This window comes from Mycobacterium sp. ACS4331 (genome assembly GCF_001667265.1).
Lineage (GTDB): Bacteria > Actinomycetota > Actinomycetes > Mycobacteriales > Mycobacteriaceae > Mycobacterium.
Genome location: NZ_LZHW01000022.1, coordinates 23,689 through 43,752 on the forward strand (window position 1 = coordinate 23,689; position 20,064 = coordinate 43,752).

The 20,064-nt window shown below is 67.2% G+C and carries 20 protein-coding genes; 3 read left to right on the plus strand and 17 right to left on the minus strand.

Annotated elements, in window-relative coordinates; all coding sequences use genetic code 11:
- Position 1: 1 nt before the first annotated feature.
- The 16 genes from A5727_RS06415 to rpsJ all read right to left on the minus strand — a co-directional run bounded on the left by A5727_RS06415 (position 2) and on the right by rpsJ (position 14,826).
- On the minus strand, positions 2 to 2,353 hold the full coding sequence (locus A5727_RS06415; RefSeq protein WP_068246354.1) for an arylsulfatase: 2,352 nt from the start codon (positions 2,351 to 2,353) through the stop codon (positions 2 to 4).
- Between the two features lie 78 nt (positions 2,354 to 2,431).
- The gene (locus A5727_RS06420; protein ID WP_068246467.1) at positions 2,432 to 4,060 is read right to left on the minus strand and encodes a glycosyltransferase family protein; all 1,629 of its coding nucleotides are present in this window, start codon (positions 4,058 to 4,060) and stop codon (positions 2,432 to 2,434) included.
- A 53-nt stretch (positions 4,061 to 4,113) separates the two neighbouring features.
- Entirely contained in the window at positions 4,114 to 5,628 is a 1,515-nt protein-coding gene (locus A5727_RS06425; protein ID WP_068246359.1) for a glycosyltransferase, read from the minus strand.
- A complete protein-coding gene (locus A5727_RS06430) occupies positions 5,625 to 7,136 on the minus strand; it encodes a hypothetical protein (protein WP_068246362.1) in 1,512 nt (503 codons plus the stop codon). The genes A5727_RS06425 and A5727_RS06430 overlap by 4 nt, the downstream gene beginning before the upstream one ends.
- A 1-nt stretch (position 7,137) precedes the next feature.
- Complete coding sequence (locus tag A5727_RS06435) at positions 7,138 to 9,015, minus strand: hypothetical protein (protein ID WP_231991974.1); 1,878 nt, start codon at positions 9,013 to 9,015, stop codon at positions 7,138 to 7,140.
- A gap of 449 nt (positions 9,016 to 9,464) precedes the next feature.
- Complete coding sequence (gene rpsQ / locus A5727_RS06440) at positions 9,465 to 9,761, minus strand: 30S ribosomal protein S17 (RefSeq protein WP_068246369.1); 297 nt, start codon at positions 9,759 to 9,761, stop codon at positions 9,465 to 9,467.
- Positions 9,761 to 9,994 carry a 50S ribosomal protein L29 gene (gene rpmC / locus A5727_RS06445; RefSeq protein ID WP_068246371.1) on the minus strand — a complete coding sequence of 78 codons (234 nt, stop codon included), beginning with the start codon at positions 9,992 to 9,994 and terminating at the stop codon, positions 9,761 to 9,763. The genes rpsQ and rpmC overlap by 1 nt, the downstream gene beginning before the upstream one ends.
- Positions 9,994 to 10,410, minus strand: a complete 417-nt coding sequence (gene rplP / locus A5727_RS06450) for a 50S ribosomal protein L16 (RefSeq protein WP_068246372.1) — start codon at positions 10,408 to 10,410, stop codon at positions 9,994 to 9,996. Before rplP ends, rpmC begins: the two co-directional genes overlap by 1 nt.
- A gap of 2 nt (positions 10,411 to 10,412) precedes the next feature.
- Positions 10,413 to 11,237 (minus strand): 30S ribosomal protein S3, encoded by an 825-nt coding sequence (gene rpsC, locus A5727_RS06455; RefSeq protein WP_068246374.1) that lies wholly within the window; start codon positions 11,235 to 11,237, stop codon positions 10,413 to 10,415.
- Positions 11,237 to 11,731, minus strand: coding sequence for a 50S ribosomal protein L22 (gene rplV / locus A5727_RS06460; protein WP_068246382.1), 495 nt, complete (start codon positions 11,729 to 11,731; stop codon positions 11,237 to 11,239). The genes rpsC and rplV overlap by 1 nt, the downstream gene beginning before the upstream one ends.
- Entirely contained in the window at positions 11,731 to 12,012 is a 282-nt protein-coding gene (gene rpsS, locus A5727_RS06465) for a 30S ribosomal protein S19 (RefSeq protein WP_003892827.1), read from the minus strand. Before rpsS ends, rplV begins: the two co-directional genes overlap by 1 nt.
- Before the next feature lie 18 nt (positions 12,013 to 12,030).
- Entirely contained in the window at positions 12,031 to 12,867 is an 837-nt protein-coding gene (gene rplB / locus A5727_RS06470) for a 50S ribosomal protein L2 (RefSeq protein WP_068246385.1), read from the minus strand.
- 24 nt (positions 12,868 to 12,891) lie between these two features.
- On the minus strand, positions 12,892 to 13,194 hold the full coding sequence (gene rplW / locus A5727_RS06475; RefSeq protein ID WP_068246388.1) for a 50S ribosomal protein L23: 303 nt from the start codon (positions 13,192 to 13,194) through the stop codon (positions 12,892 to 12,894).
- Entirely contained in the window at positions 13,194 to 13,850 is a 657-nt protein-coding gene (gene rplD, locus A5727_RS06480; RefSeq protein ID WP_068246391.1) for a 50S ribosomal protein L4, read from the minus strand. The genes rplW and rplD overlap by 1 nt, the downstream gene beginning before the upstream one ends.
- A gap of 2 nt (positions 13,851 to 13,852) precedes the next feature.
- Positions 13,853 to 14,506, minus strand: coding sequence for a 50S ribosomal protein L3 (rplC, locus tag A5727_RS06485; RefSeq protein ID WP_068246394.1), 654 nt, complete (start codon positions 14,504 to 14,506; stop codon positions 13,853 to 13,855).
- 14 nt (positions 14,507 to 14,520) lie between these two features.
- Positions 14,521 to 14,826 carry a 30S ribosomal protein S10 gene (rpsJ, locus tag A5727_RS06490; protein ID WP_003883485.1) on the minus strand — a complete coding sequence of 102 codons (306 nt, stop codon included), beginning with the start codon at positions 14,824 to 14,826 and terminating at the stop codon, positions 14,521 to 14,523.
- Between the two features lie 369 nt (positions 14,827 to 15,195).
- On the opposite strand from rpsJ, the gene A5727_RS06495 reads away from it, so the two are divergent.
- Positions 15,196 to 15,669: a hotdog fold domain-containing protein gene (locus A5727_RS06495; protein ID WP_068246399.1), complete on the plus strand. Its 474-nt coding sequence runs from the start codon at positions 15,196 to 15,198 to the stop codon at positions 15,667 to 15,669.
- Positions 15,670 to 15,687: 18 nt separating this feature from the next.
- Here the strand turns inward: A5727_RS06495 and A5727_RS06500 are convergent, their stop codons facing one another.
- Complete coding sequence (locus A5727_RS06500; protein ID WP_068246470.1) at positions 15,688 to 17,217, minus strand: carboxylesterase/lipase family protein; 1,530 nt, start codon at positions 17,215 to 17,217, stop codon at positions 15,688 to 15,690.
- A gap of 158 nt (positions 17,218 to 17,375) precedes the next feature.
- On the opposite strand from A5727_RS06500, the gene A5727_RS06505 reads away from it, so the two are divergent.
- Both A5727_RS06505 and A5727_RS06510 read left to right on the plus strand, forming a co-directional pair.
- Positions 17,376 to 18,629, plus strand: coding sequence for a cytochrome P450 (locus A5727_RS06505; protein WP_068246402.1), 1,254 nt, complete (start codon positions 17,376 to 17,378; stop codon positions 18,627 to 18,629).
- Positions 18,630 to 18,744: 115 nt separating this feature from the next.
- A complete protein-coding gene (locus A5727_RS06510; RefSeq protein ID WP_068246404.1) occupies positions 18,745 to 20,007 on the plus strand; it encodes a cytochrome P450 in 1,263 nt (420 codons plus the stop codon).
- Positions 20,008 to 20,064 lie beyond the last annotated feature (57 nt).

Below are 20,064 nucleotides of genomic sequence, written 5' to 3' on the forward strand. Positions count from 1 at the left end.
TTCAGTCCTTCGCGAAGGCCGCGGCGAGTTCGCGCTCGACGTCGACGTAGGGCGTGCCGGAGATGTCCACGACGGCCTTGGCGATGGTGCCGCCGGTGAACGGGAACGGCGCCCGGTACCGGCCGCACACCTGCTGACCGGCGTTGCGGCCGACCGAGATGCCGGTGCCGGCCAGGCCGAAGCTCGCCGGGTGGGCCCGCACGCCCGCCAGGGACGCGACCGCCGCGTCGTCGATGTAGAGGGTGGCGGTGCCCACCGGAGTGTGGCTGCCCTCGACCGTGCCGGTGCGCTCCCAGCGGACGCCGTAGATGTGCGCGCCCAGGGTCACCGCGTTCTCGGCGCTGACGACCTGCTCGTCCTCCCCCATGAAGTTGTAGACGAAGTGCAGCGCACCGTCGGCGAGATAGAGCACGGTCCCGCCGTGCCCGCCACCGTGTTTGAACAGCACACCGGCCGCGGTCTCGTCGGTCACGACGGTGTCGACCAGCACCGAGAACGACTGCCCGCGAAACTCCACCGAGGCGCCCATGCCCACCACGGCCGCATCCGGGTAATAGGTGAAGGATGTGCGCGCGCCCGACAGATACGGCCGTTCCCGGGCGTACACCTCGAAGATGTTCAGGTCCGCCAGCGGCAGTCCGTTGTACTTCTCGGCCTCGGCGAACCACAGCGCCTTGAGCTCCTCGAGCCGCTCGGGGTGCTGCTCGGCCAGGTCGTGGCACTGGCTGCGGTCGGCTTCGATGTGGAACAGCTCCCACCGGTCGTCTTCGAAATGTCCCCAGCCCGAAGGGGTTGCGGCATGCACGGTGTTGGCGAACCAGCCCCGGTGCCAGATCCCTCGGGTGCCCAGCATGGAGTAGAACTGGGTCTCCTTACCGGTGGGCAGGTCCGGATTACGCAGGGCGGCAGCGAAACTCGTGCCGTCCAGGGGTTTCTGCGGGACACCGCGCACCGTCGCCGGCGGGGTGAGGCCGAGCAGTTCGTACACCGTGGGGGTGACGTCGGCGACGTTGATGTAGTTGTCCCGCACCTCGCCGTGCGCGGCGAGCCCGGCCGGCCACGAGATGATCGCGGGGTCGGCGATGCCGCCCTCGTGCGAGGCGTAGCGCTTGAACAGCTTGTAGGGCGTGTTGAACGCCATCGCCCAACCGTTGGGATAGTGGTTGTAGGTGTCCGGGCTGCCGAGCTGGTCTTTGAGGTGCAGGCTCTCCTCGATGGTGTCGACGTAGCCGTTGAAGAACTTGCCCTCGTTGACCGAACCGTTCGGCCCACCCTCGCCGGAGGCCCCGTTGTCGGAGATCACCACGATGATGGTGTTGTCCAACTGCCCCGACTCCTCGAGATAGTCGAGGATGCGCCCGATCTGGGCGTCGGTGTAGCTCAGGAATCCGGCGAACACCTCAGCCATCCGGCAGAACAGGCCCTTCTCCTGGTCGTCGAGGTCGTCCCAGGGGCGCACGGTGTCCTGTAGCGGCCACGGCTCGCCGCTCGGGCCGACGGCATCTGCGTACGGGTTGATCGGCGACAGTTCGGTGTCGGGCGGGACGATGCCGAGCCCCTTCTGGTTCTCCAGCACGATCTCGCGGTACCGCTCGTAGCCCATGTCGAACCGACCGGCGTACCGGTCGGCCCACTCGGCGGCCACATGATGCGGTGCGTGTCCGGCACCCGGGCACACGTAGCTGAACCACGGCTTGTCGGGCGCGATGACCTTGGCGTCGCGGATGAACTCGATCGTGCGGTCCGCGAGGTCCTTGGACAGGTGGTACCCCTGCTCCGGCGTCGCGGGCGGTTCGACCGGATGGTTGTCGTAGACCAGGTCCGGATACCACTGGTCGGTCTCTCCGCCCATGAAGCCGTAGAACCGCTCGAACCCGCGGTTCAGCGGCCAATGTCGTTTAGTGGCAGCAAGATTGGACTCCTCCAGCGGGGTCAGGTGCCACTTGCCGATGCAGTAGGTGTTCCAGCCGCGCTCGGCGAGCACCTCCGGCAGCAGCGCCGTCTCGAACGGGATTCGCCCGCTGCAGTTCGGGAAGCCGTCGGTGAACTCCTCGATGGTGGCCATCCCGACCGTGGTCGCGTTGCGCCCCGTCAGCAACGACGCTCGGGTCGGCGAGCACAACGCCGTGGTGTGGAACTGCGACAGCCGGATACCGCGCTGCGCGATACGGCTCATGTTGGGCATGTCCACCAGACCGCCGAAGCAGTCCCAGGTCGCGATTCCGGTGTCATCCCACACCAGATACAGCACGTTCGGTGCGTTCTCAGGTGCGGTCGGCGCCGCGAACGGCCCCCAATCCGGTTCGGAGTCCCGGATGTCGAGTTCGATCCGCCCGGTGAATTCGGTGGCCATGGTGCAATCCGATCTGTTGGTCAACCCGCGGCGACACTACACCGAGAAATCGCTGCTGAGCGGCTGATCGGAGCCGTGTCACGCACCCTTTGCCGACGGTTCGGTGACCCGGTAGAGCCGCCAGTCGGGTTGGCTGTCGCCGTCGTTGGGGATCTCCAGCTCCAGCGTCGCGATGTCCGCCCCGGTGTCATACAGAGTGGGGTACCGCTGGTTCAGCGCGTCGGAGACGCCACGGCCCGTCGGCGGCACCGCCAGCAGGTACTTGATGCCCCCCGCCGAGGGATTGTTGAGCAGCGCCGTGAAGTCCGGATCAGACGGCACCACAAAGGTCTTGGGCCGCTCCGAGGCGGCCACCACCGCGAAGCCGTACACGGTGTCGGTGATCACCGAACTCTCGGGCAGATCCAATGCGTCGAGGTGCTCGGCGATCCGGCGTTCGGTCGAGAACGTCGCCGCGATGCGGCGTTCGACGGCCTTGCGGGGGCTCGTGTCGTCCGGGTCCGGGTTGAGCACCGTGCCCAACGCATACTCCTGGGGCGCATACGTCGGCAGCGTCATGCCCCACGCCGTCACCGGAATCCCGGCCGCCAACACCAACGCCACCGCCGCATGGGAGATCCGGGTGGGCCGCGTGCTGGCGACCTCCGATGGTGCAGGGGCGTTGCGGCCCGGTCGCTTGGGCTTGGCGAACTGCCCGTCCGGCACGGCCAGCAGAGCCATGGTCGCCGCAAAGGGAATGGCGACGATGTAGAACCGCAGGAACCCGAATGTGGCACCGCTGGCATAGGTGTAGGCCTGGAACGCCAGCACCGCGCCGTACATCAGGAGTGGCACCACGAGCATCGCCGCATGCGGCCTGCGCCAGCGCAGATAACCCGCCCATGCCGCGATCGGAAGCAGTGTCGGCGCCAGCAGCGTGGTGCAGACCGCGGCGAAGGACAGGCCCGCGCCGAAACCGGCCACCTGCCCACCGCCGGACTGCTCCAGGATCGCCTTGTTCCCGTACTCGGAGCTGAACTGCGCGAAGGCGTCCCCCGTGATCAGCCAGCTCGCCGCGGCCCAGCCGGCGAACGCCGCCAACCCGGGCAGGCTGACCAGCAGCACGTCCAGGATCGCGCGCCGCACCCGAGGTGGGCGGCGGGCCCGAAGATAGGTCGTGACGCCGACGATCAGGCCTGCGGCGGCGACGGTGCCGACCGCGTCATACCGGGTCAGGTACGCCAGGCCCATCGCGACGCCACCCGCGGCCACCAGATGGTGCACGTCGTCGTCGACGACCCACAGGATCAGCCGGCGCACCGACCACACCAGGAAGAAGAGGAACAGCGCCTCGCTCATGCCGTTGGAGCCGTAGAACACGATCATCGGGTTGAGCGCGAACAGCGCGGTGATCGCCCACGTGTAGCCGCGGGGCAGCCCGCGGTCGGTGCCCATCGAGAAGATCTGGATCACCGTGCCCGCCATGAACACTGCCGACATGATCGAACCCGCGAACGCGTGGCCGGTGAGTACGGGCCACACCGGGGCGAACACGATCACGGGCAACTGCATCAGGGCGGTCAGCGGGGTGAAGATGAACCCGATCGCGGCCAGATGCGGATCCCGGCTGTAGAGCACGCTTTCGGCGGACTGCACACGCGAGAGCGCGTCACCGAGGATGAAGCCCTGCCGCACCTGCAGCCACCAGCCGACCGCCAGATAGAGCATCAGCGCCGCAGCGAAGAGCAGCTGCTTGCAGCGCCGATCGCTCAGTCGTCCCGTCACGTCGCCTGCCCGGCATCAGCGTCGGCATCAGCGTCGGCATCAGCGTCGTCGGGCCGGGTCGACAGACCGTGGAAGGTCTTCTCCCAGTACGACGGATTGCGGATGAGCTGATAGGTGCCCTTGGCCGCCGCGATGCTCATCATCAACCAGAACGCGGGCACGGTGAGCACGGGGATCAGCAGGTCGGACCGATCGTCCTCGCGCAGCGCGATCATGTTCATGAACAGTGTGGCCGCGTTGCCGAGCACCAACGCGATCAGCGCCGGAAAGTAGATGTACCAGGGGAACACGGCCCCGACCACCTCCGGCTGCCCGAGGAACCACAGCACGGTGATGAGCCAGAACAACAGGTTGAGCACCGCGATGATCGGAGTGCCCGCCAGCACGAGCGTGAAGCGCAGGAAGCTGCGCGGACCCAGGATGCGGAACAGCTTCACCGGTTGCCGTACATGCACGAGCCAGGTCTGCAGATAGCCCTTGTACCAGCGCGACCGCTGCCGAACCCAGTTGATGGGGTCGCTGTTGGCCTCCTCGAGCGTCGCCGAGTCGATGACGGCGGTGTGGTAGCCGGACGCGTCGATGCGCAGGCCCAGATCGGCGTCCTCGGTGACGTTGAACGGATCCCACGCGCCGATCTCGTCGAGGATGTCGCGGCGCAGGTGGTTCGACGTGCCGCCCAGGGGAATCGGCGATGTGCTGCGCATCATGCCGGGCAGCAGGTATCCGAACCACAGCCCGTACTCCGCCGTGAACCAACCGGTCAGCAGGTTCTGGTTGCCGTTGTGGTACTCGAGTTTGGCCTGGACACAGGCGATGTCGTCGGGCAGCCCGCGGAAGGCCGCCGCCACCCGGCGCAGCTGCAGCGGCTCGGGCAGATCCTCGGCGTCGTAGATCGTGACGATGTCACCGGTGGCGAAGTGCAGGCCGTAGTTGCACGCTTTCGGTTTGGTCCTGGGCTCGGCCGGCGGCACCAGCACGATGGTGATGACATCGGACTCACCGCATCTGCGGGCCGCGGCGATCGTGACGTCGTCGTCGGCCTCCAGCAGGAGCAGCACCTGCAGCTTGTCGCGGGGGTACTCGAGTTGGGACATCGCGCCGATGAGGTCCCCCACCACCTCGGGCTCGCCGTAGGCGGGCACCAGGATCGTGTAACGCGGCAGTTCGGCGTCGGGGATCGCGCGGGCCTGCTCGTCGGAGATCGTGATCGGCCGCGACGCCAGGCCGGTCTTGAAGATCAGCACGCGATCGACCATCGTCAGCACGTAGCCGAAGGTGCACAGTCCGATCAGCGCCACGGCCGTGCCCATCGGCTGCCAGACCGCGAACGCGACGACGGTCAGCAGCAGCGCGATCAGGACCGGCTTCTGCCAGCCATACACCGCCTGCGAGGCGGACTGCAGTGGATGTTCCTCGCGCAGACCGTTGATCGCCCGGTCGAGTGCGTACTGCTTCTCCTCCTCGGTCGCGGTCTCCACAATCCGCGGCCAGTCCCGCGCGGTCGTGGTCATGGCTTGACCCCCAGCGGTTCGAGCTGGGCCCGCACGAGTGCGTTCGCGAACTCGATCAGCAGCAGCTGGTCCTTGAACTCGGGAGCGGAGTCGAGCGCGGCCGCGTTGCCGCGGAACAGCACCGTGAGCATCGTGTTCAGGGTGGCCGCGAGGTCCCCGGTGGGTTCGGGGAAGTGTGCGGTGTCCTCGTGATTGTCGACCGCGATGATCAGGATGCGTTGCGACGTACGGCCATTGGTCCAGGTCCACTGAATGCGGTCCCAGGTCACCAGCAGGCTGTCGTCGACGACGGTGAACATGCCCGCGGACACCCCGAACGACAGGCTGACGGGCTTGATGTCACTGGTCCGGGAACCCTCGAGGTGATAGAGCATGCGGGCGGGGTAGATGTTCAGGGCGTATGGACGATTCGTCGTCAACGTGTCGACCATCAGGGTCCGGGGCCGGGCGAATTTGTCGAACCGGGGGTCCCCGGAGTCCGCGACCACCTTCTGCCGGACCAGGGTCGCGTCACCGCCGTACAACCGCCTCACCCAGTCGTAGGTCTGGATGTCCGCGACATGCCAGCCGGCCGGCATGGTCAACGGGGCGTCGAAGCGCAGGTTGTCCACGTGCAGTGGTGGCGCGAATCCCACCTGGGGCAGGCGCACCAGCGAAAGCCCGACCGCGATCACGAGCACGAGCGGGACTGCCGACCAGATCTGTTTGGCGGCAACCGGTTCGACCTTGCGGTCGAGCAGCCGTTTGGGTTCGCCGCGGCGGGAGAACCAGAACATGCCCATGCCCACCACGCAGATCGCCACCAGCGGCGGCAGGTACTGATAGACCGCCAGCGGTGCGTCGGGCGCGAAGACGGCCAGGCCGCCGAGAATCGTCAGACCCAGCGCCCAACCCCCGAGCGAGCCGTACACCCCGCGGGTGAAGTGCCGCCCGACCGCGATACCGATCGCCACACCGGCGATGATCATGGTTCCCACGCCCCCGGCGATCTTGTTGCCGCCCAGGAGGAACACCATGATGTAGTAGGGCAGTGGGAAGACCATGAACAGCAGGCACCACACCCAGGCGAACCGGATCATCGGCCGCAGGCCGAACAGCGCGACGCTGGCGCTGGCGACGAACATCCACAGCGCCACCAGATCCAGCCGGAGCAGGTTGTAGTACAGCGAATAACGCGGCAGCAGCACGGCGTGAATCAGAAGCGAGAACACCAATCCCATGACCCCGACGATCACGTCGGTCTGCCGATCGTGGATCGGCAGTTCCGTGCGGTGGCGCCGCGCCACCCCGATCGCGGCCAGGATGCCGGCCACCGGAACCAGGAAGACATAACCACCCATGCCGCCGCCGGTCACGGTCTGCACCGAACGAATCAGGGTGTCCTGGAACGCGAAGACGGTCAGGATCGCGATGTAGGCCCACCGCAGGATCAACCGGTACACCGGATGCAGGCGCTCTTGCCAGGGTGGCCGCTGCACCTGCGGCGGTGCGCTCGCAGGGGCCGTCACGTCACTCGCTCGAAGGCCTGCGCCGCACCAGCCAGACTAGGCCGACGACGGCCGCACCGGCAGCCAGACCGCCGGCGGCCAACCAGGGCAACCGGGACGACGTCGGGGCCGCGTCAATGCCGGACTCCAGCCCGCCGGGCACCGTCACAGGTGCGCGGCCGGGCACCGACACCAGACCGACCCCATTGAGCGTCGACCAACGCCGTTCGTCGGCGTCAAGCCAGTTGAGCAGATTGTCGAGTTCGTCGATTGCACCGCCGTTGGAGGTCGCCACCAGAAGCGAGCGGCCATCCTGGACGACGGTCTGCAGGGACCCGAACCGCACCTTGGGATCGAGCGTGAGGGTGGTCGGTTCACCCTCGTCATCAACCACGTCGAGGGTCATCGGGACCGTGTCGGGTGCCTTGATCGCAAGCTGGATCTGCGGGTGGCTCCATCCGTCGGCGTCGATGAGCACGGCGGGGTGCGGCGACGAGACCGCCTCAGCGATCGGAGTCACCTCGATCCCGAAGGGCAGCGCGGACACCCGCTGCAGCCCGGTCAGTATCTTGACCGCGCGGATCAGGTCGGACAGCGGTTCGCGGTCCATGTCGAGGCCGACCTGCACCGTCGGCATCATCGCCTGTGGCAGGGACTGGAAGCCCTTCGGCACCGGCGGGTGTGCGGCCTCGCTGGTGACCACGGTCGAGCCGTCGATGGTCAGCGTGATCGGCTGGAACTCACCGCATCGGCCGGTGTCTCCGGAGATGTTCACCTGCACCGCCAGCGTGGTGCTGCGCTGCAGCAGACGGTCGGGCACCTCAACCCAGCGGTCGATTGTGCCGCTGGGCGCGGCGGGCCAGCGCGCGACGATCTCGCCGCCCACCGACGCCACGACCTGTCCACCGATCGTCGTCGGCAGCGGCGTGTAGGAGCCGATCAGGTGCACCCGGACACCCTTGACCGAGCGGCCCATCCGGGTCTGGTCGAGATTGACACCCACCTGAGGGTTCAGCGCGATGGCGTTGACACCGGGCTGCCCCAGGTCGCGGATGGTGGTCTCGTTCCTTGCCAGTTGGGGCACCGACTTCAGCGGCCCCGCGACGGCCTTGGAGCTCAGGGCGAATCGACCGACCCCGCTGGTGAGCAGGCGGGTCTGGTTGGTCAACTCCGCGGGCGGGCCCGAGATCAACAGCGCGGGCAGGGTTTCGGCACCAATCAGTGAGAGGCCGGCGTCGGGCCCCTCGGACACCACGATGTGGCGCTCCAGCGGCATCGCCTCCTCGCCGGGGACGGGCGCCGGGCTGGCCAGCGATTCGACCACCACCTGCGGGTGCTGCGCCCCGTAGTGCGCCGTGACGGCCGTCGCCAGCTTCAGCACCGCATCCGCCTCGGCCCGTGACGGAGACGCACCGACGTGAATGACCAGCTTGCGCAGGACGGGCGGCAGGAAGTCGGCTATGGTCGTCGGCGACGTCTCCGCACCGGCGAACGTGACGGCTGAATTCGCAAGCCGCAGCGGATTGGACGGATCCAGACAGTAGCCTTCGACCGGCAGGAGGTAGCTGCGCACCAGCAGGCTTGCCGAATTGTCCTTCACTTCAACGCCGGTGAGGGGAATGACCAGCGGGCCGCCCTCGGGCGGGAGTTCGATGCTGGTCAGCAGCCGATTGTCCTGGCTGACCGTCACACTTGCGCTGCCGACATGCACCGGAAGCTGCACGGTGACGTTCAGCGACTCCGGTGTCATCCCTTGGGGCACTGGGATGTTCAGCACGACCGTCCCGTTCTGGCCGTAGAACAGCAGATCTGGATCAGAGCCCAGCTCACGCAACGGCAGTGTCGGCGAGCCGACCAGCAGTGCCTCAGCGGATGCCGACGGCGCCAGCGGCAGCGTCAACAGACCAAGCACTAGCAGAAGTCGGACAAGAATGGAACGGTGGCGAATCATCGCCGACCAGTGTAGTTGAGGTTTAGGTCATCTGACCAAGCTTTAGCACCCCGCCCTGGGATGCAGACAGCAAACTTCTCCGGCCCGCCCCAGGGGCGCGCCCTGCGGACTGCAAGAATAACGGGAGCGTCGACCTATTGGCGCCCTACGCATCTCGGCCCTGGATAGGGCGCTGTCGGCCGATGTCGGGATCACCGGGCAGCAGCGCCGGCAACCTGACAGCGATCGCATATGGTGTGCCGGCAGCTAACCTCTGCGAAGGCGGGGGACGACCGATGCCGACGTCTGTCACGTTCATCACTGCGGTGGAGCCGCAACTGGGAGGTCGTCGCCCAAACACAAAGATGCCCACCGCAATCGATCGCGGTGGGCATCTGCGCCAGAATCCAGCGTGCTGGTTACTTGGCCTTCTCAAGGATCTCGACCAGGCGCCAGCGCTTGGTCGCCGAGAGGGGGCGGGTCTCCATCAACGACACGCGATCACCGATGCCGGCGACCCCGTCCTCGTCGTGGGCCTTGACCTTCTTGGTGGTCCGGATGATCTTGCCGTACAGCGGATGCATCTTGCGGTCTTCGAGCTCGACCACGATGGTCTTCTGCATCTTGTCGCTCACGACGTAGCCGATGGCGGTCTTACGACGGCCACGAGGCTGCTCGGTGCGCGGGGTGTACTTCGGCCCCTTGGTATCTGCCATTACGAATCCTCACCATCGGGTCCGGCGGCCAGACCCAGTTCACGTTCGCGCAGCACCGTGTAGACGCGCGCAATTTCCTGACGCACCGTGCGCAGCCGACGGTTGTTGTCGAGCTGTCCGGTGGCCATCTGGAAGCGCAGGTTGAACAGTTCTTCCTTCGATTCGCGCAGGCGGTCGGTCAGCTCTTCATCGGTGAGCTCGCGCAGTTCGCCAGCGGAGATTCCCACTGCCATCAGAACTGCTCCTCTCGGGTGACGATGCGTGCCTTGATAGGCAACTTGTGGATCGCGCGGGTCAGTGCGGCCCGGGCGATCTCTTCATTGGGGTAGCTCAGCTCGAACAGAACGCGTCCGGGCTTCACATTGGCAACCCACCATTCCGGCGAACCCTTACCGGAACCCATGCGGGTCTCGGCAGGCTTCTTGGTCAGCGGGCGGTCCGGGAAGATGTTGATCCAGACCTTGCCGCCACGCTTGATGTGGCGGTTGATGGCGATACGGGCGGACTCGATCTGCCGGTTCGTGATGTAGGCATGCTCGAGCGCCTGGATGCCGTAGTCACCGAAGCTGACCGTGGTTCCGCCGCTGGCGATTCCACGCTGCTTCGGGTGATGCTGCTTGCGGTGCTTGACCTTACGAGGAATCAGCATTATCAGCTCTCCGTATTCTCAGCTGCGCCAGAGGCAGCCTCAGCCGCCGCGGGCGCCTCTTCGGTGGCGGCGCGGCCTGCGTCGGTGCTCGTCGCCGTGGTGCCCGAGGCACCGCTGCGCCGCGGACGGCTGCCCGACGGACGCTCACGACGCGGACGATCGGATCCGGCCGGCGCGGCGGCGGGCAGCTCGCGCTTGCCGCCGACGACGTCACCCTTGTAGATCCACACCTTCACGCCGATGCGACCGAAGGTGGTCTTGGCCTCGTACAGGCCGTAGTCGATGTCGGCCCGCAGCGTGTGCAGCGGAACGCGACCCTCGCGGTAGAACTCCGAGCGGCTCATCTCAGCACCGCCGAGGCGGCCCGAGCACTGCACCCGGATGCCCTTGACGTTGGGCTGACGCATCGCCGACTGGATCGCCTTGCGCATCGCGCGGCGGAACGCCACACGGTTGCTCAGCTGCTCGGCGACGCCCTGGGCCACCAGCTGCGCCTGGGCCTCGGGGTTCTTCACCTCGAGGATGTTCAGCTGGACCTGCTTGCCGGTCAGCTTCTCCAGGTCGGCGCGGATGCGGTCGGCCTCGGTGCCGCGGCGACCGATCACGATGCCGGGACGCGCGGTGTGGATGTCGACTCGCACGCGGTCACGCGTGCGCTCGATCTCCACGTCGGCGATGCCGGCCCGCTCCAGGCCCGTGGCCAGCAGCTTGCGGATGGCGACGTCTTCCTTGACGTAGTCCGCGTACTGCTTGTCGGCGTACCACCGGGACTTCCAGTCGGTGGTGATACCGAGGCGGAAGCCGTGGGGGTTGATTTTCTGGCCCACTACTCCGAGCCCTCCTTCGCTTCTGCAGAAGCCTTGGTCTTGGTGTCAGCCTTGGCAGGAGCCTTCTTGGCGGTCGCGGCCTTGCTGGCCTGCGCCCGACGCGAACGCGCGCTGCTGGCCGAGGCGCCGGCCTTGCGGTCCGGACGGCTCTCGACGATCACGGTGATGTGGCTCGTGCGCTTGCGGATCCGGTACGCACGCCCCTGGGCACGCGGACGGATGCGCTTGGCGGTCGGGCCCTCGTCGGCGTAGACCGTGGCCACCACGAGGGTGGCCGGATCCAGGCCGTCGTTGTTCTGCGCGTTGGCCGCCGCACTCGCGATGACCTTGGCCACCGGCTCACTGGCCGCCTGCGGCGCCCACCGGAGGATGTCGAGCGCCTCGGCGACCGACTTGCCGCGGACCAGGTCGATGACGCGGCGAGCCTTGCTCGCGGACACGCGCACGAACTTCGCCTTGGCCGTGGCGGACGGGTATTCAGTCGTGGTAGTCATCAGCGGCGCTTACTCTTCCGGTCGTCCTTGATGTGACCCTTGAACGTCCGCGTCGGGGCGAACTCGCCCAGCTTGTGTCCCACCATCGCCTCGGTGACGAACACCGGAACATGCTTGCGACCGTCGTGGACGGCGAAGGTGTGACCGATGAAGTCGGGGATGATGGTCGACCGACGGGACCAGGTCTTGATGACCTGCTTGGTGTTCTTCTCGTTCTGCACGTCGACCTTCTTGAGCAGATGGTCGTCGACGAACGGGCCCTTCTTGAGGCTGCGTGGCATCGTTTATTCCTTCCCGGCCTAGCGCTTCTTGCCGGTGCGCCGGCGGCGGACGATGAGCTTGTCGCTCGGCTTGTTCGGCTTGCGGGTGCGGCCCTCGGGCTTGCCCCACGGGCTGACCGGATGGCGACCGCCGGAGGTCTTACCCTCACCACCGCCGTGCGGGTGGTCGACCGGGTTCATCACGACACCACGAACGGTGGGCCGCTTGCCCTTCCAGCGCATACGGCCGGCCTTGCCCCAGTTGATGTTCGCCTGCTCGGCGTTGCCGACCTCGCCGACAGTGGCGCGGCAGCGGACGTCGACACGGCGGATCTCACCGGACGGCATACGCAGCGAGGCGTAGGTGCCCTCCTTGCCGAGCAGCTGGATGCTGACGCCGGCCGAACGGGCCAGCTTGGCTCCACCGCCGGGGCGCAGTTCCACAGCGTGGATCACGGTGCCCGCGGGGATGTTGCGCAGCGGCAGGTTGTTGCCCGGCTTGATGTCGGCGTTCGGCCCCTGCTCGATCACGTCGCCCTGCTTGAGGCCCTGGGGCGCGATGATGTAGCGCTTCTCGCCGTCCAGGTAGTGCAGCAGCGCGATGTTCGCGGTGCGGTTGGGGTCGTACTCGATGTGCGCGACCTTGGCGTTGACGCCGTCCTTGTCGTGGCGACGGAAGTCGATCACGCGGTAGGCGCGCTTGTGGCCACCACCCTTGTGGCGAGTGGTGATGCGGCCGTGGGCGTTACGTCCACCCTTGCCGTGCAGCGGGCGAACCAGCGACTTCTCCGGATGGTCGCGAGTGATCTCGGCGAAATCGGAGACGCTGGCACCGCGGCGACCGGGGGTCGTCGGCTTGTACTTGCGAATTCCCATGTCAGTTAATCCCTTACCCGGCGATTACGCCGGCGCTCCGAAGAGGTCGATCGGCTTGCTGCCCTCGGCCAGCTTGACGATGGCGCGCTTGGTGGCCTTGCGCTGTCCGTACCCGGTGCGGGTGCGCTTGCGCTTGCCCTGGCGATTGGCGGTGTTCACGGAGTCGACCTTGACGCTGAAGATCTTCTCGATGGCGATCTTGATCTGCGTCTTGTTCGAATCCGGGTGCACCACAAACGTGTACACGTTGTTCTCGATCAATCCGTAGGACTTCTCGGAGATGACCGGAGCCAGGATGATGTCGCGGGGGTCAGTCACGGTTGCCATCAGGCCGAAACCTCCTCGGTGGCTTTGTTGGCGGTGTTGGCCTCGATGTAGGCCGTCAGCGCCTCCACCGAGAACACCACGTCGTCGGCGTTGAGCACGTCGTAGGTGTTCAGCTGGTCGGGCGCGATCACGTGAACGCCCGGCAGGTTGTTCACGCTCTTGGCGCTGACCTCATCGGCGCGGCCGATGACGACGAGCACCTTCTTGCGATCGGTCAGGGACTCCAGGAACGTCCGTGCGCTCTTGGTCGACGGGGTCTGGCCGCTGACCAGTTCCGTGACCGCGTGGATGCGCTCGTTGCGGGCCCGGTCCGAGAGCGCCCCGCGCAGGGCGGCGGCGATCATCTTCTTGGGGGTGCGCTGGCTGTAGTCGCGCGGCTTCGGGCCGTGCACCACGCCACCACCGGTGAACTGCGGAGCGCGGGTCGAACCCTGACGCGCGCGGCCGGTGCCCTTCTGGCGATACGGCTTCTTGCCGCCGCCCCGGACCTCACCGCGGGTCTTGGTCGAGTGCGTGCCCTGGCGGGCGGCCGCGAGCTGAGCCGTCACCACCTGGTGCATCAGCGCGATGTTGGGCTCAACGTCGAACAGTTCGGCCGGAAGCTCGACGGCTCCGTCCTTCTTGCCTGCCGGCGTCAAAACGTCAATTTTTGCCATGACTACTTCTCACCTCGTTTGATCGCGGTGCGAACCATGACGAGTCCGCCGTTGCGGCCGGGGATGGCGCCCTTGATCAACAGCACGCCGTTCTCTGCGTCGACCTTGTGCACCTTCAGGTTCTGCGTGGTGACCTTGTCGCTGCCCATGCGGCCCGACATGCGGGTGCCCTTGAAGACACGACCCGGGGTGGCGCAGCCACCGATCGAGCCGGGCCGGCGGTGCACCGCCTGCGTGCCGTGGCTGGCGCCCTGGCCACGGAAGCCGTGGCGCTTCATGGTGCCTGCGAAGCCCTTGCCCTTGCTGGTGCCGGTCACGTCGACGTACGCGCCGTCGGCGAAGATCTCGGCGGTCAGCTCCTGGCCCACCTCGTACTCAGCGGCGGCGGCCTCGTCGTCAAGACGCAGCTCGGCGAGATGCCGGCGCGGGTTGACTCCCGCCGCGTTGAACTGACCGGTGACCGGCTTGTTCACCTTGCGCGGGCTGATCTCGCCGTAGGCGAGCTGCACTGCGCTGTATCCGTCGCGCTCCGTGGTGCGGATGCGCGTCACAACGTTGGGCCCGGCCTTGACGACCGTCACGGGAACGACCTTGTTGTTCTCATCGAACACCTGCGTCATGCCCAGCTTGGTGCCCAGAATGCCTTTGCGTGCCATGTGTCTCAGGACTCCTACTGGATGTTCACGTCGACGCTGGCCGGCAGATCGATGCGCATGAGAGCGTCAACGGTCTTCGGCGTCGGGTCGAGGATGTCGATCAACCGCTTGTGCGTCCGCATCTCGAAGTGCTCCCGCGAGTCCTTGTACTTATGCGGAGACCGAATGACGCAATACACGTTCTTCTCGGTCGGCAGCGGCACCGGTCCGACCACACTGGCGCCCGTACGGGTGACCGTCTCGACGATCTTGCGCGCCGAGGCGTCAATCGCCTCGTGGTCGTAGGCCTTGAGCCTGATGCGGATCTTCTGTCCCGCCACGCTTCTCCTACCTCACTGTCAGTGACTGGATCCCATGTCGGGACCCAGTCGGGTTCAACCGTCGCACCCAGGCGCAGACTTCGCGCTCGCGTGCCGCCGCTCTTTACCTGTCTCTGGTTCACCGGCCCCCGCGGTCGGGCGTGTCGCCTTACGCTCTCCCGCCCGCGACAATGCATTCACTGATCGCGATCGAGAATGGGGCCGGACGCGTCCGTACGGACGCAGGCCGTATGCCTCGCGTCGGTGGGCCACAGAGGGCACCGATCCGGCTCAAGGCAACCCGAACAGTATGCCCTAGATCCCGGCCTGCTCCAAATCCCTGCCCGATCCCGGATCCGGTCCGATCTTACTGCTCAGTAAGATGCCGTCATGACGAGTCCCACCAGCACCTACCGGATGTGGCAGCGGCTCTCACCCCGGCCGGCGGGCAGGCTCCTGTTCTCCGCCGCGGCCATGGTGCGGGTGCCCTATTTCGCCTCGGTGCTGCCACGCATCGACCGCATGGAACCGGGGTGCGCACAGGTGACGATCCCCAAATGGTTCTTCGTCCACAACCACCTGCGCACCGTGCACGCGATCGCCTCGTGCAACGCCGCCGAGGTTGCGATGGGCATGCTCATGGAGGCCACCGTGCCCACTACACATCGGTGGATCCCGAAGGGGATGACGGTCACCTACCTCGCCAAGGCCACAACGTCGCTGCGGGCGACGGCCCGCCTCGAACCGCCGGACTTCGCGGCGATCACCGAGGGCACCGAGGTCGTGGTGGGTGTCAGCATCACCGACCGGGGCGGTCAGGAGGTCGTGCACGCCGACATCACGACCTGGGTCTCACGCGCCTGACCCCTCGCTGGGTCGCGCTCAGCCGGGCCGCCCCGCCCAGAAGTCGCACTGATGTTCATCGCGGAATGAGGTGAAGGCCTCACTTCCGCCGAGTTTCAGTGACATCCACGCGGGGTCGGTGCCGTACGCGGGCCAGCCTCCGCCCGGCTCGCCGGTCCGCACGAACTCGGTCCAGTACCCGATCATCTCGTCGGACAGGCGCTGCTGGTCGGCGTTGAGGGCGGGGGCGCCGACGACGTCGAACAGGTACCGCAGTTCGAGCGAATGGCTCGCCCCGACCGGAAACGGCACCTCGCGCAGCGGGGGCGGCGTCGGTGCGGTCCGGTCGTTGAACTCGTAGGCGTAGACCGGGGAATGGGGTGCGATCGCGGCGCTCATCCGGTCGGCCGGACACGCGAACACACCGTCGGTGACCGCGGCCGAGTAGGCCAGTTCGACGCTGCCGCCGTACCGCTCGAGCGGATACCGCTGCGCGATGCCCGCCGCGTCGGCGCCGAAGGTCTCCGACAGTTCCTTCGGGTACTCCGCGGCCGTCGGCGCATGGCCCGACCGCAGGAACTTCAGCGCGGCGAACAGGGTGAACTCATCGCGCGTGGTCCCGATCAGGATCGGCACGCGCGGCGATGACGTCGCGTCGAGGGCGGCGGCCGGATCGGTGGGCAGTTCCGGCGTGCCCGTCACGGGTCCGCTCAGGCCGTCGGCCCCGATGGAGAAGAAGGCCGGCGACCCCTCCAGCGCCGTGGCCGGCAGACCGCGCAGGCAGACCGCGGCGGTCGCCGGATCTGGGCAGCCCACCTCGGCCGCATAGCGCAGGCTGACGTCGCGCGCCTCGGACAGTTCGGCCTGGGCCTGACACGGGCCGCTCTGCAGGATCGCGCCCCGGAACAGGCCCGCGGACTCGCGGGCGACCAGGTGGTCGCAGACCGACATCGCGCCCGCCGACTCCCCCGCGATCGTGACCTTGGCCGGATCGCCGCCGAACCGCGAGATGTTGTCGCGCACCCAACGCAGTGCGGCCTGCTGGTCGAGCAGGCCGTAGTTGCCGTGCCCGAGCGAGGGATGCGCGAGGAACCCGAGCGCCCCAAGGCGGTAGTTGAACGTCACGACCACGATGTCGCCCCGCTCGACCAGTCGGCTCGCGTCGTACATGGCGCCGCTGCCGTTCGCGAATCCACCCCCGTGGATCCACACCATGACGGGGCGGTCGGCAGCCCCGGCCGGAGTCCACACGTTCACCGTCAGGCAGTCCTCGGAGTCCCGCCGTCCGCTCCCCGGGTCCAGCGCGGTGTCCTGGATGCAGCGCGGCCCGGGCGTACTGGCGTCGCGGAGGCCAGTCCACGGCTGGGGCGGCTGCGGCGGCGCCCACCGCAGGCCGCCCGTCGGTGGCGCGGCATACGGAATCCCTTGGAAGAGACGGTAATCGGCGGCCACGAGGCCGCGGACGGGCCCGGTCAGGGTGTGCACGACACCCGAGTCGAGACCCGGATCGGGAGCGGCGCGCTGCGCGTCGGTCCGACTGGAGCATCCGGCGCCCGCCGCGACCGCCATGACGATGGCGGCGAGAACGCCCACCACCTGGGCGAATGGTCGCCTGGACACGGCTACCGAGCGTACCGAACCAGAGCACGGCCTCCCGGATTTCTCGAGTGGCCGCGATCACCTACACTTGACACCCGTCAAGTTTCAGCCCGAGTGAGGTCCGAACAATGAGCATCCCGGTCATCAACGACGCCGCCAATGTCCTGGCCGAGCCGAGAGCGTATGCCGAGGAGGCGCGGCTGTACGCCGCACTGGCCCAGCTGCGCAGGGAGACGCCGGTGGCCTACGTCGACGTGCCCGGCTACTACCCCTTCTGGGCGATCACCAAGCACGCCGACGTCATGGCGATCGAGCGCGACAACGAGCTCTGGATCAACGCGCCGCGGCCGATGCTGATCACCAAGGAGAAGGACGACGTCGCCAGGGCCAACCTGGCCGCCGGCGGTGGCATCCGCAGCCTGATCCACATGGACGACCCGCATCACCGCGACGTCCGCAAGATCGGTGCCGACTGGTTCCGCCCGAAGGCGATGCGTGCGCTCAAGGAGCGCGTCGATGAGCTGGCCAAGGTCTACGTGGACAGGCTGGTCGAGAAGGGTCCGGAGTGCGACTTCGTTCAGGAGGTCGCGGTCAACTACCCGCTGTACGTGATCCTGTCGCTGCTGGGCCTGCCGGAGTCGGACTTCGACCGGATGCTCAAGCTGACGCAGGAGATGTTCGGCAACGACGACGAGGATCTGGGCCGAGGCGGGAAGTCCGCGGAGGAGCTCAGCGCGGTCATCCTCGACTTCTTCAACTACTTCACCAAGCTGACCGCCGACCGTCGGGCCAACCCCACCGACGACCTGGCGTCGGCGATCGCCAACGCCAAGCTGAACGGCGAGTACCTCAACGAGATCGACTGTCTGTCGTACTACGTGATCGTCGCCAGCGCCGGCCACGACACCACCAGCGCCGCGATCTCGGGCGGCCTGCTGGCTCTGGCCGAGAACCCGGATCAGCTGGCGCGCCTCAAGGCCGACATGAGCCTGATGCCGCTGGCCACCGAGGAGATCATCCGCTGGTCCGCGCCGGTCAAGGAGTTCATGCGGACCGCCACGGCCGACACCGAGGTGCGCGGCGTGCCGATCAAGGAGGGTGAGTCGGTCCTGCTGTCCTACGTCTCGGCCAACCGCGACGAGGACATCTTCGACAATCCGCACAAGTTCGACGTCGGCCGCGACCCGAACAAGCACCTGTCGTTCGGCTACGGCGTGCACTTCTGCCTGGGCGCCGCCCTGGCCCGGATGGAGATCAACAGCTTCTTCACTGAGCTGATCCCGCGTCTGGACTCGGTCGAGCTGGCCGGGGACCCCCGGTTCATGGCGACCACGTTCGTCGGTGGCCTCAAGTACCTGCCGATCCGCTACTCGGTGCGCTGAACGACGGTGTGACGCGTCCCGCCCCCTGCCCCGCTCCGTAACCCCGATCACATACACTGCGCTTGACACCCGTCAAGCGCAGTGTCTGCGTGGAGAGCGTTGTGTGAGGAGTCCTGTGAGCACACCGACCCGGAACGAGGAATCGCAGGAGGCCGCCAAGGTCCTCGCCGATCCGACGGCCTACGCGGACGACGACCGCCTCCACGGCGCGCTCGCCCATCTGCGGGCGAACGCGCCGGTGGCATGGGTGGACCAGTGGCCGTACCGCCCGTTCTGGGCGATCACCAAGCACGCCGACATCATGGCCATCGAGCGCGCCAACGATGTGTGGCTGTCTGAGCCGCGCCCGCTGCTGGTCACCGCCGACGCCGACGATCTCGCCAAGGCCCAACTCGAGGCCGGCCTGGGCCTGCGCACGCTCATCCACATGGACGATCCGCACCACCGCAAGGTGCGCGCGATCGGCGCCGACTGGTTCCGCCCGAAGGCCATGCGGGATCTGAAGGTCCGCGTCGACGAACTCGCCAAGCGTTACGTCGACCGCATGGGCGACATCGGCCCCGAGTGCGATTTCGTCACCGAGATCGCGGTGAACTTCCCGCTGTATGTGATCCTGTCGCTGCTCGGCCTGCCCGAGGACGACTTCGGCCGCATGCACATGCTGACGCAGGAGATGTTCGGCGGCGATGACGACGAGTACAAGCGCGGCACCACGCCCGAGGAACAGCTCGCGGTGCTGACCGACTTCTTCAACTACTTCTCCGCGCTGACGGCCTCCCGGCGCCAGAACCCGACCGAGGACCTCGCCTCGGCGATCGCCAACGGCCTCATCGACGGCGAACCGATGTCCGACATGGACACGCTGTCCTATTACGTCATCGTCGCCAGCGCCGGACATGACACCACCAAGGATGCGATCTCGGGTGGTCTCCTCGCCCTCATCGAGAACCCGGGCGAACTGGCGCGCCTGCAGAACAACCCGGACCTGATGCCGACGGCGGTGGAGGAGATGATCCGCTGGTCGACCCCGGTCAAGGAGTTCATGCGCACGGCCGCCGAGGACACCGAAGTCCGCGGCGTGCCGATCGCCAAGGGTGAGTCGGTCTACCTCGCCTACGTTTCGGGCAACCGCGACGAGGACGTCTTCGACCGGCCGTTTCAGTTCGATGTCAGCCGAGATCCCAACAAGCACTTGGCATTCGGTTACGGCGTGCACTTCTGCCTCGGGGCCGCACTGGCCCGGATGGAGATGAACAGCCTGTTCACCGAACTGCTGCCGCGCCTGCAGTCGATCGAACTCACGGGTCGCCCGGAACTGTCGGCGACCACGTTCGTCGGGGGCCTCAAGCATCTGCCGATCCGCTACGCGCTGCGATAGCCCGGATCGACCGCGCTGGCCCACGTCGTTGACCACAGGGACCAAAGTCCCCAGATC

Excerpts from the sequence above, each read along its gene's own strand:
- A5727_RS06415 (WP_068246354.1), bottom strand. The coding sequence starts at position 2,353 with ATGGCCACCGAATTCACCGGGCGGATCGAACTCGACATCCGGGACTCC.
- A5727_RS06420 (WP_068246467.1), bottom strand. The coding sequence starts at position 4,060 with ATGCTCTATCTGGCGGTCGGCTGGTGGCTGCAGGTGCGGCAGGGCTTC.
- A5727_RS06425 (WP_068246359.1), bottom strand. The coding sequence starts at position 5,628 with ATGACCACGACCGCGCGGGACTGGCCGCGGATTGTGGAGACCGCGACC.
- rpsQ (WP_068246369.1), bottom strand. The coding sequence starts at position 9,761 with ATGGCAGATACCAAGGGGCCGAAGTACACCCCGCGCACCGAGCAGCCT.
- rpmC (WP_068246371.1), bottom strand. The coding sequence starts at position 9,994 with ATGGCAGTGGGAATCTCCGCTGGCGAACTGCGCGAGCTCACCGATGAA.
- rplP (WP_068246372.1), bottom strand. The coding sequence starts at position 10,410 with ATGCTGATTCCTCGTAAGGTCAAGCACCGCAAGCAGCATCACCCGAAG.
- rplV (WP_068246382.1), bottom strand. The coding sequence starts at position 11,731 with ATGACTACCACGACTGAATACCCGTCCGCCACGGCCAAGGCGAAGTTC.
- rpsS (WP_003892827.1), bottom strand. The coding sequence starts at position 12,012 with ATGCCACGCAGCCTCAAGAAGGGCCCGTTCGTCGACGACCATCTGCTC.
- rplB (WP_068246385.1), bottom strand. The coding sequence starts at position 12,867 with ATGGGAATTCGCAAGTACAAGCCGACGACCCCCGGTCGCCGCGGTGCC.
- rplW (WP_068246388.1), bottom strand. The coding sequence starts at position 13,194 with ATGGCAACCGTGACTGACCCCCGCGACATCATCCTGGCTCCGGTCATC.
- rplD (WP_068246391.1), bottom strand. The coding sequence starts at position 13,850 with ATGGCAAAAATTGACGTTTTGACGCCGGCAGGCAAGAAGGACGGAGCC.
- rplC (WP_068246394.1), bottom strand. The coding sequence starts at position 14,506 with ATGGCACGCAAAGGCATTCTGGGCACCAAGCTGGGCATGACGCAGGTG.
- A5727_RS06495 (WP_068246399.1), top strand. The coding sequence starts at position 15,196 with ATGACGAGTCCCACCAGCACCTACCGGATGTGGCAGCGGCTCTCACCC.
- A5727_RS06500 (WP_068246470.1), bottom strand. The coding sequence starts at position 17,217 with ATGGCGGTCGCGGCGGGCGCCGGATGCTCCAGTCGGACCGACGCGCAG.
- A5727_RS06505 (WP_068246402.1), top strand. The coding sequence starts at position 17,376 with ATGAGCATCCCGGTCATCAACGACGCCGCCAATGTCCTGGCCGAGCCG.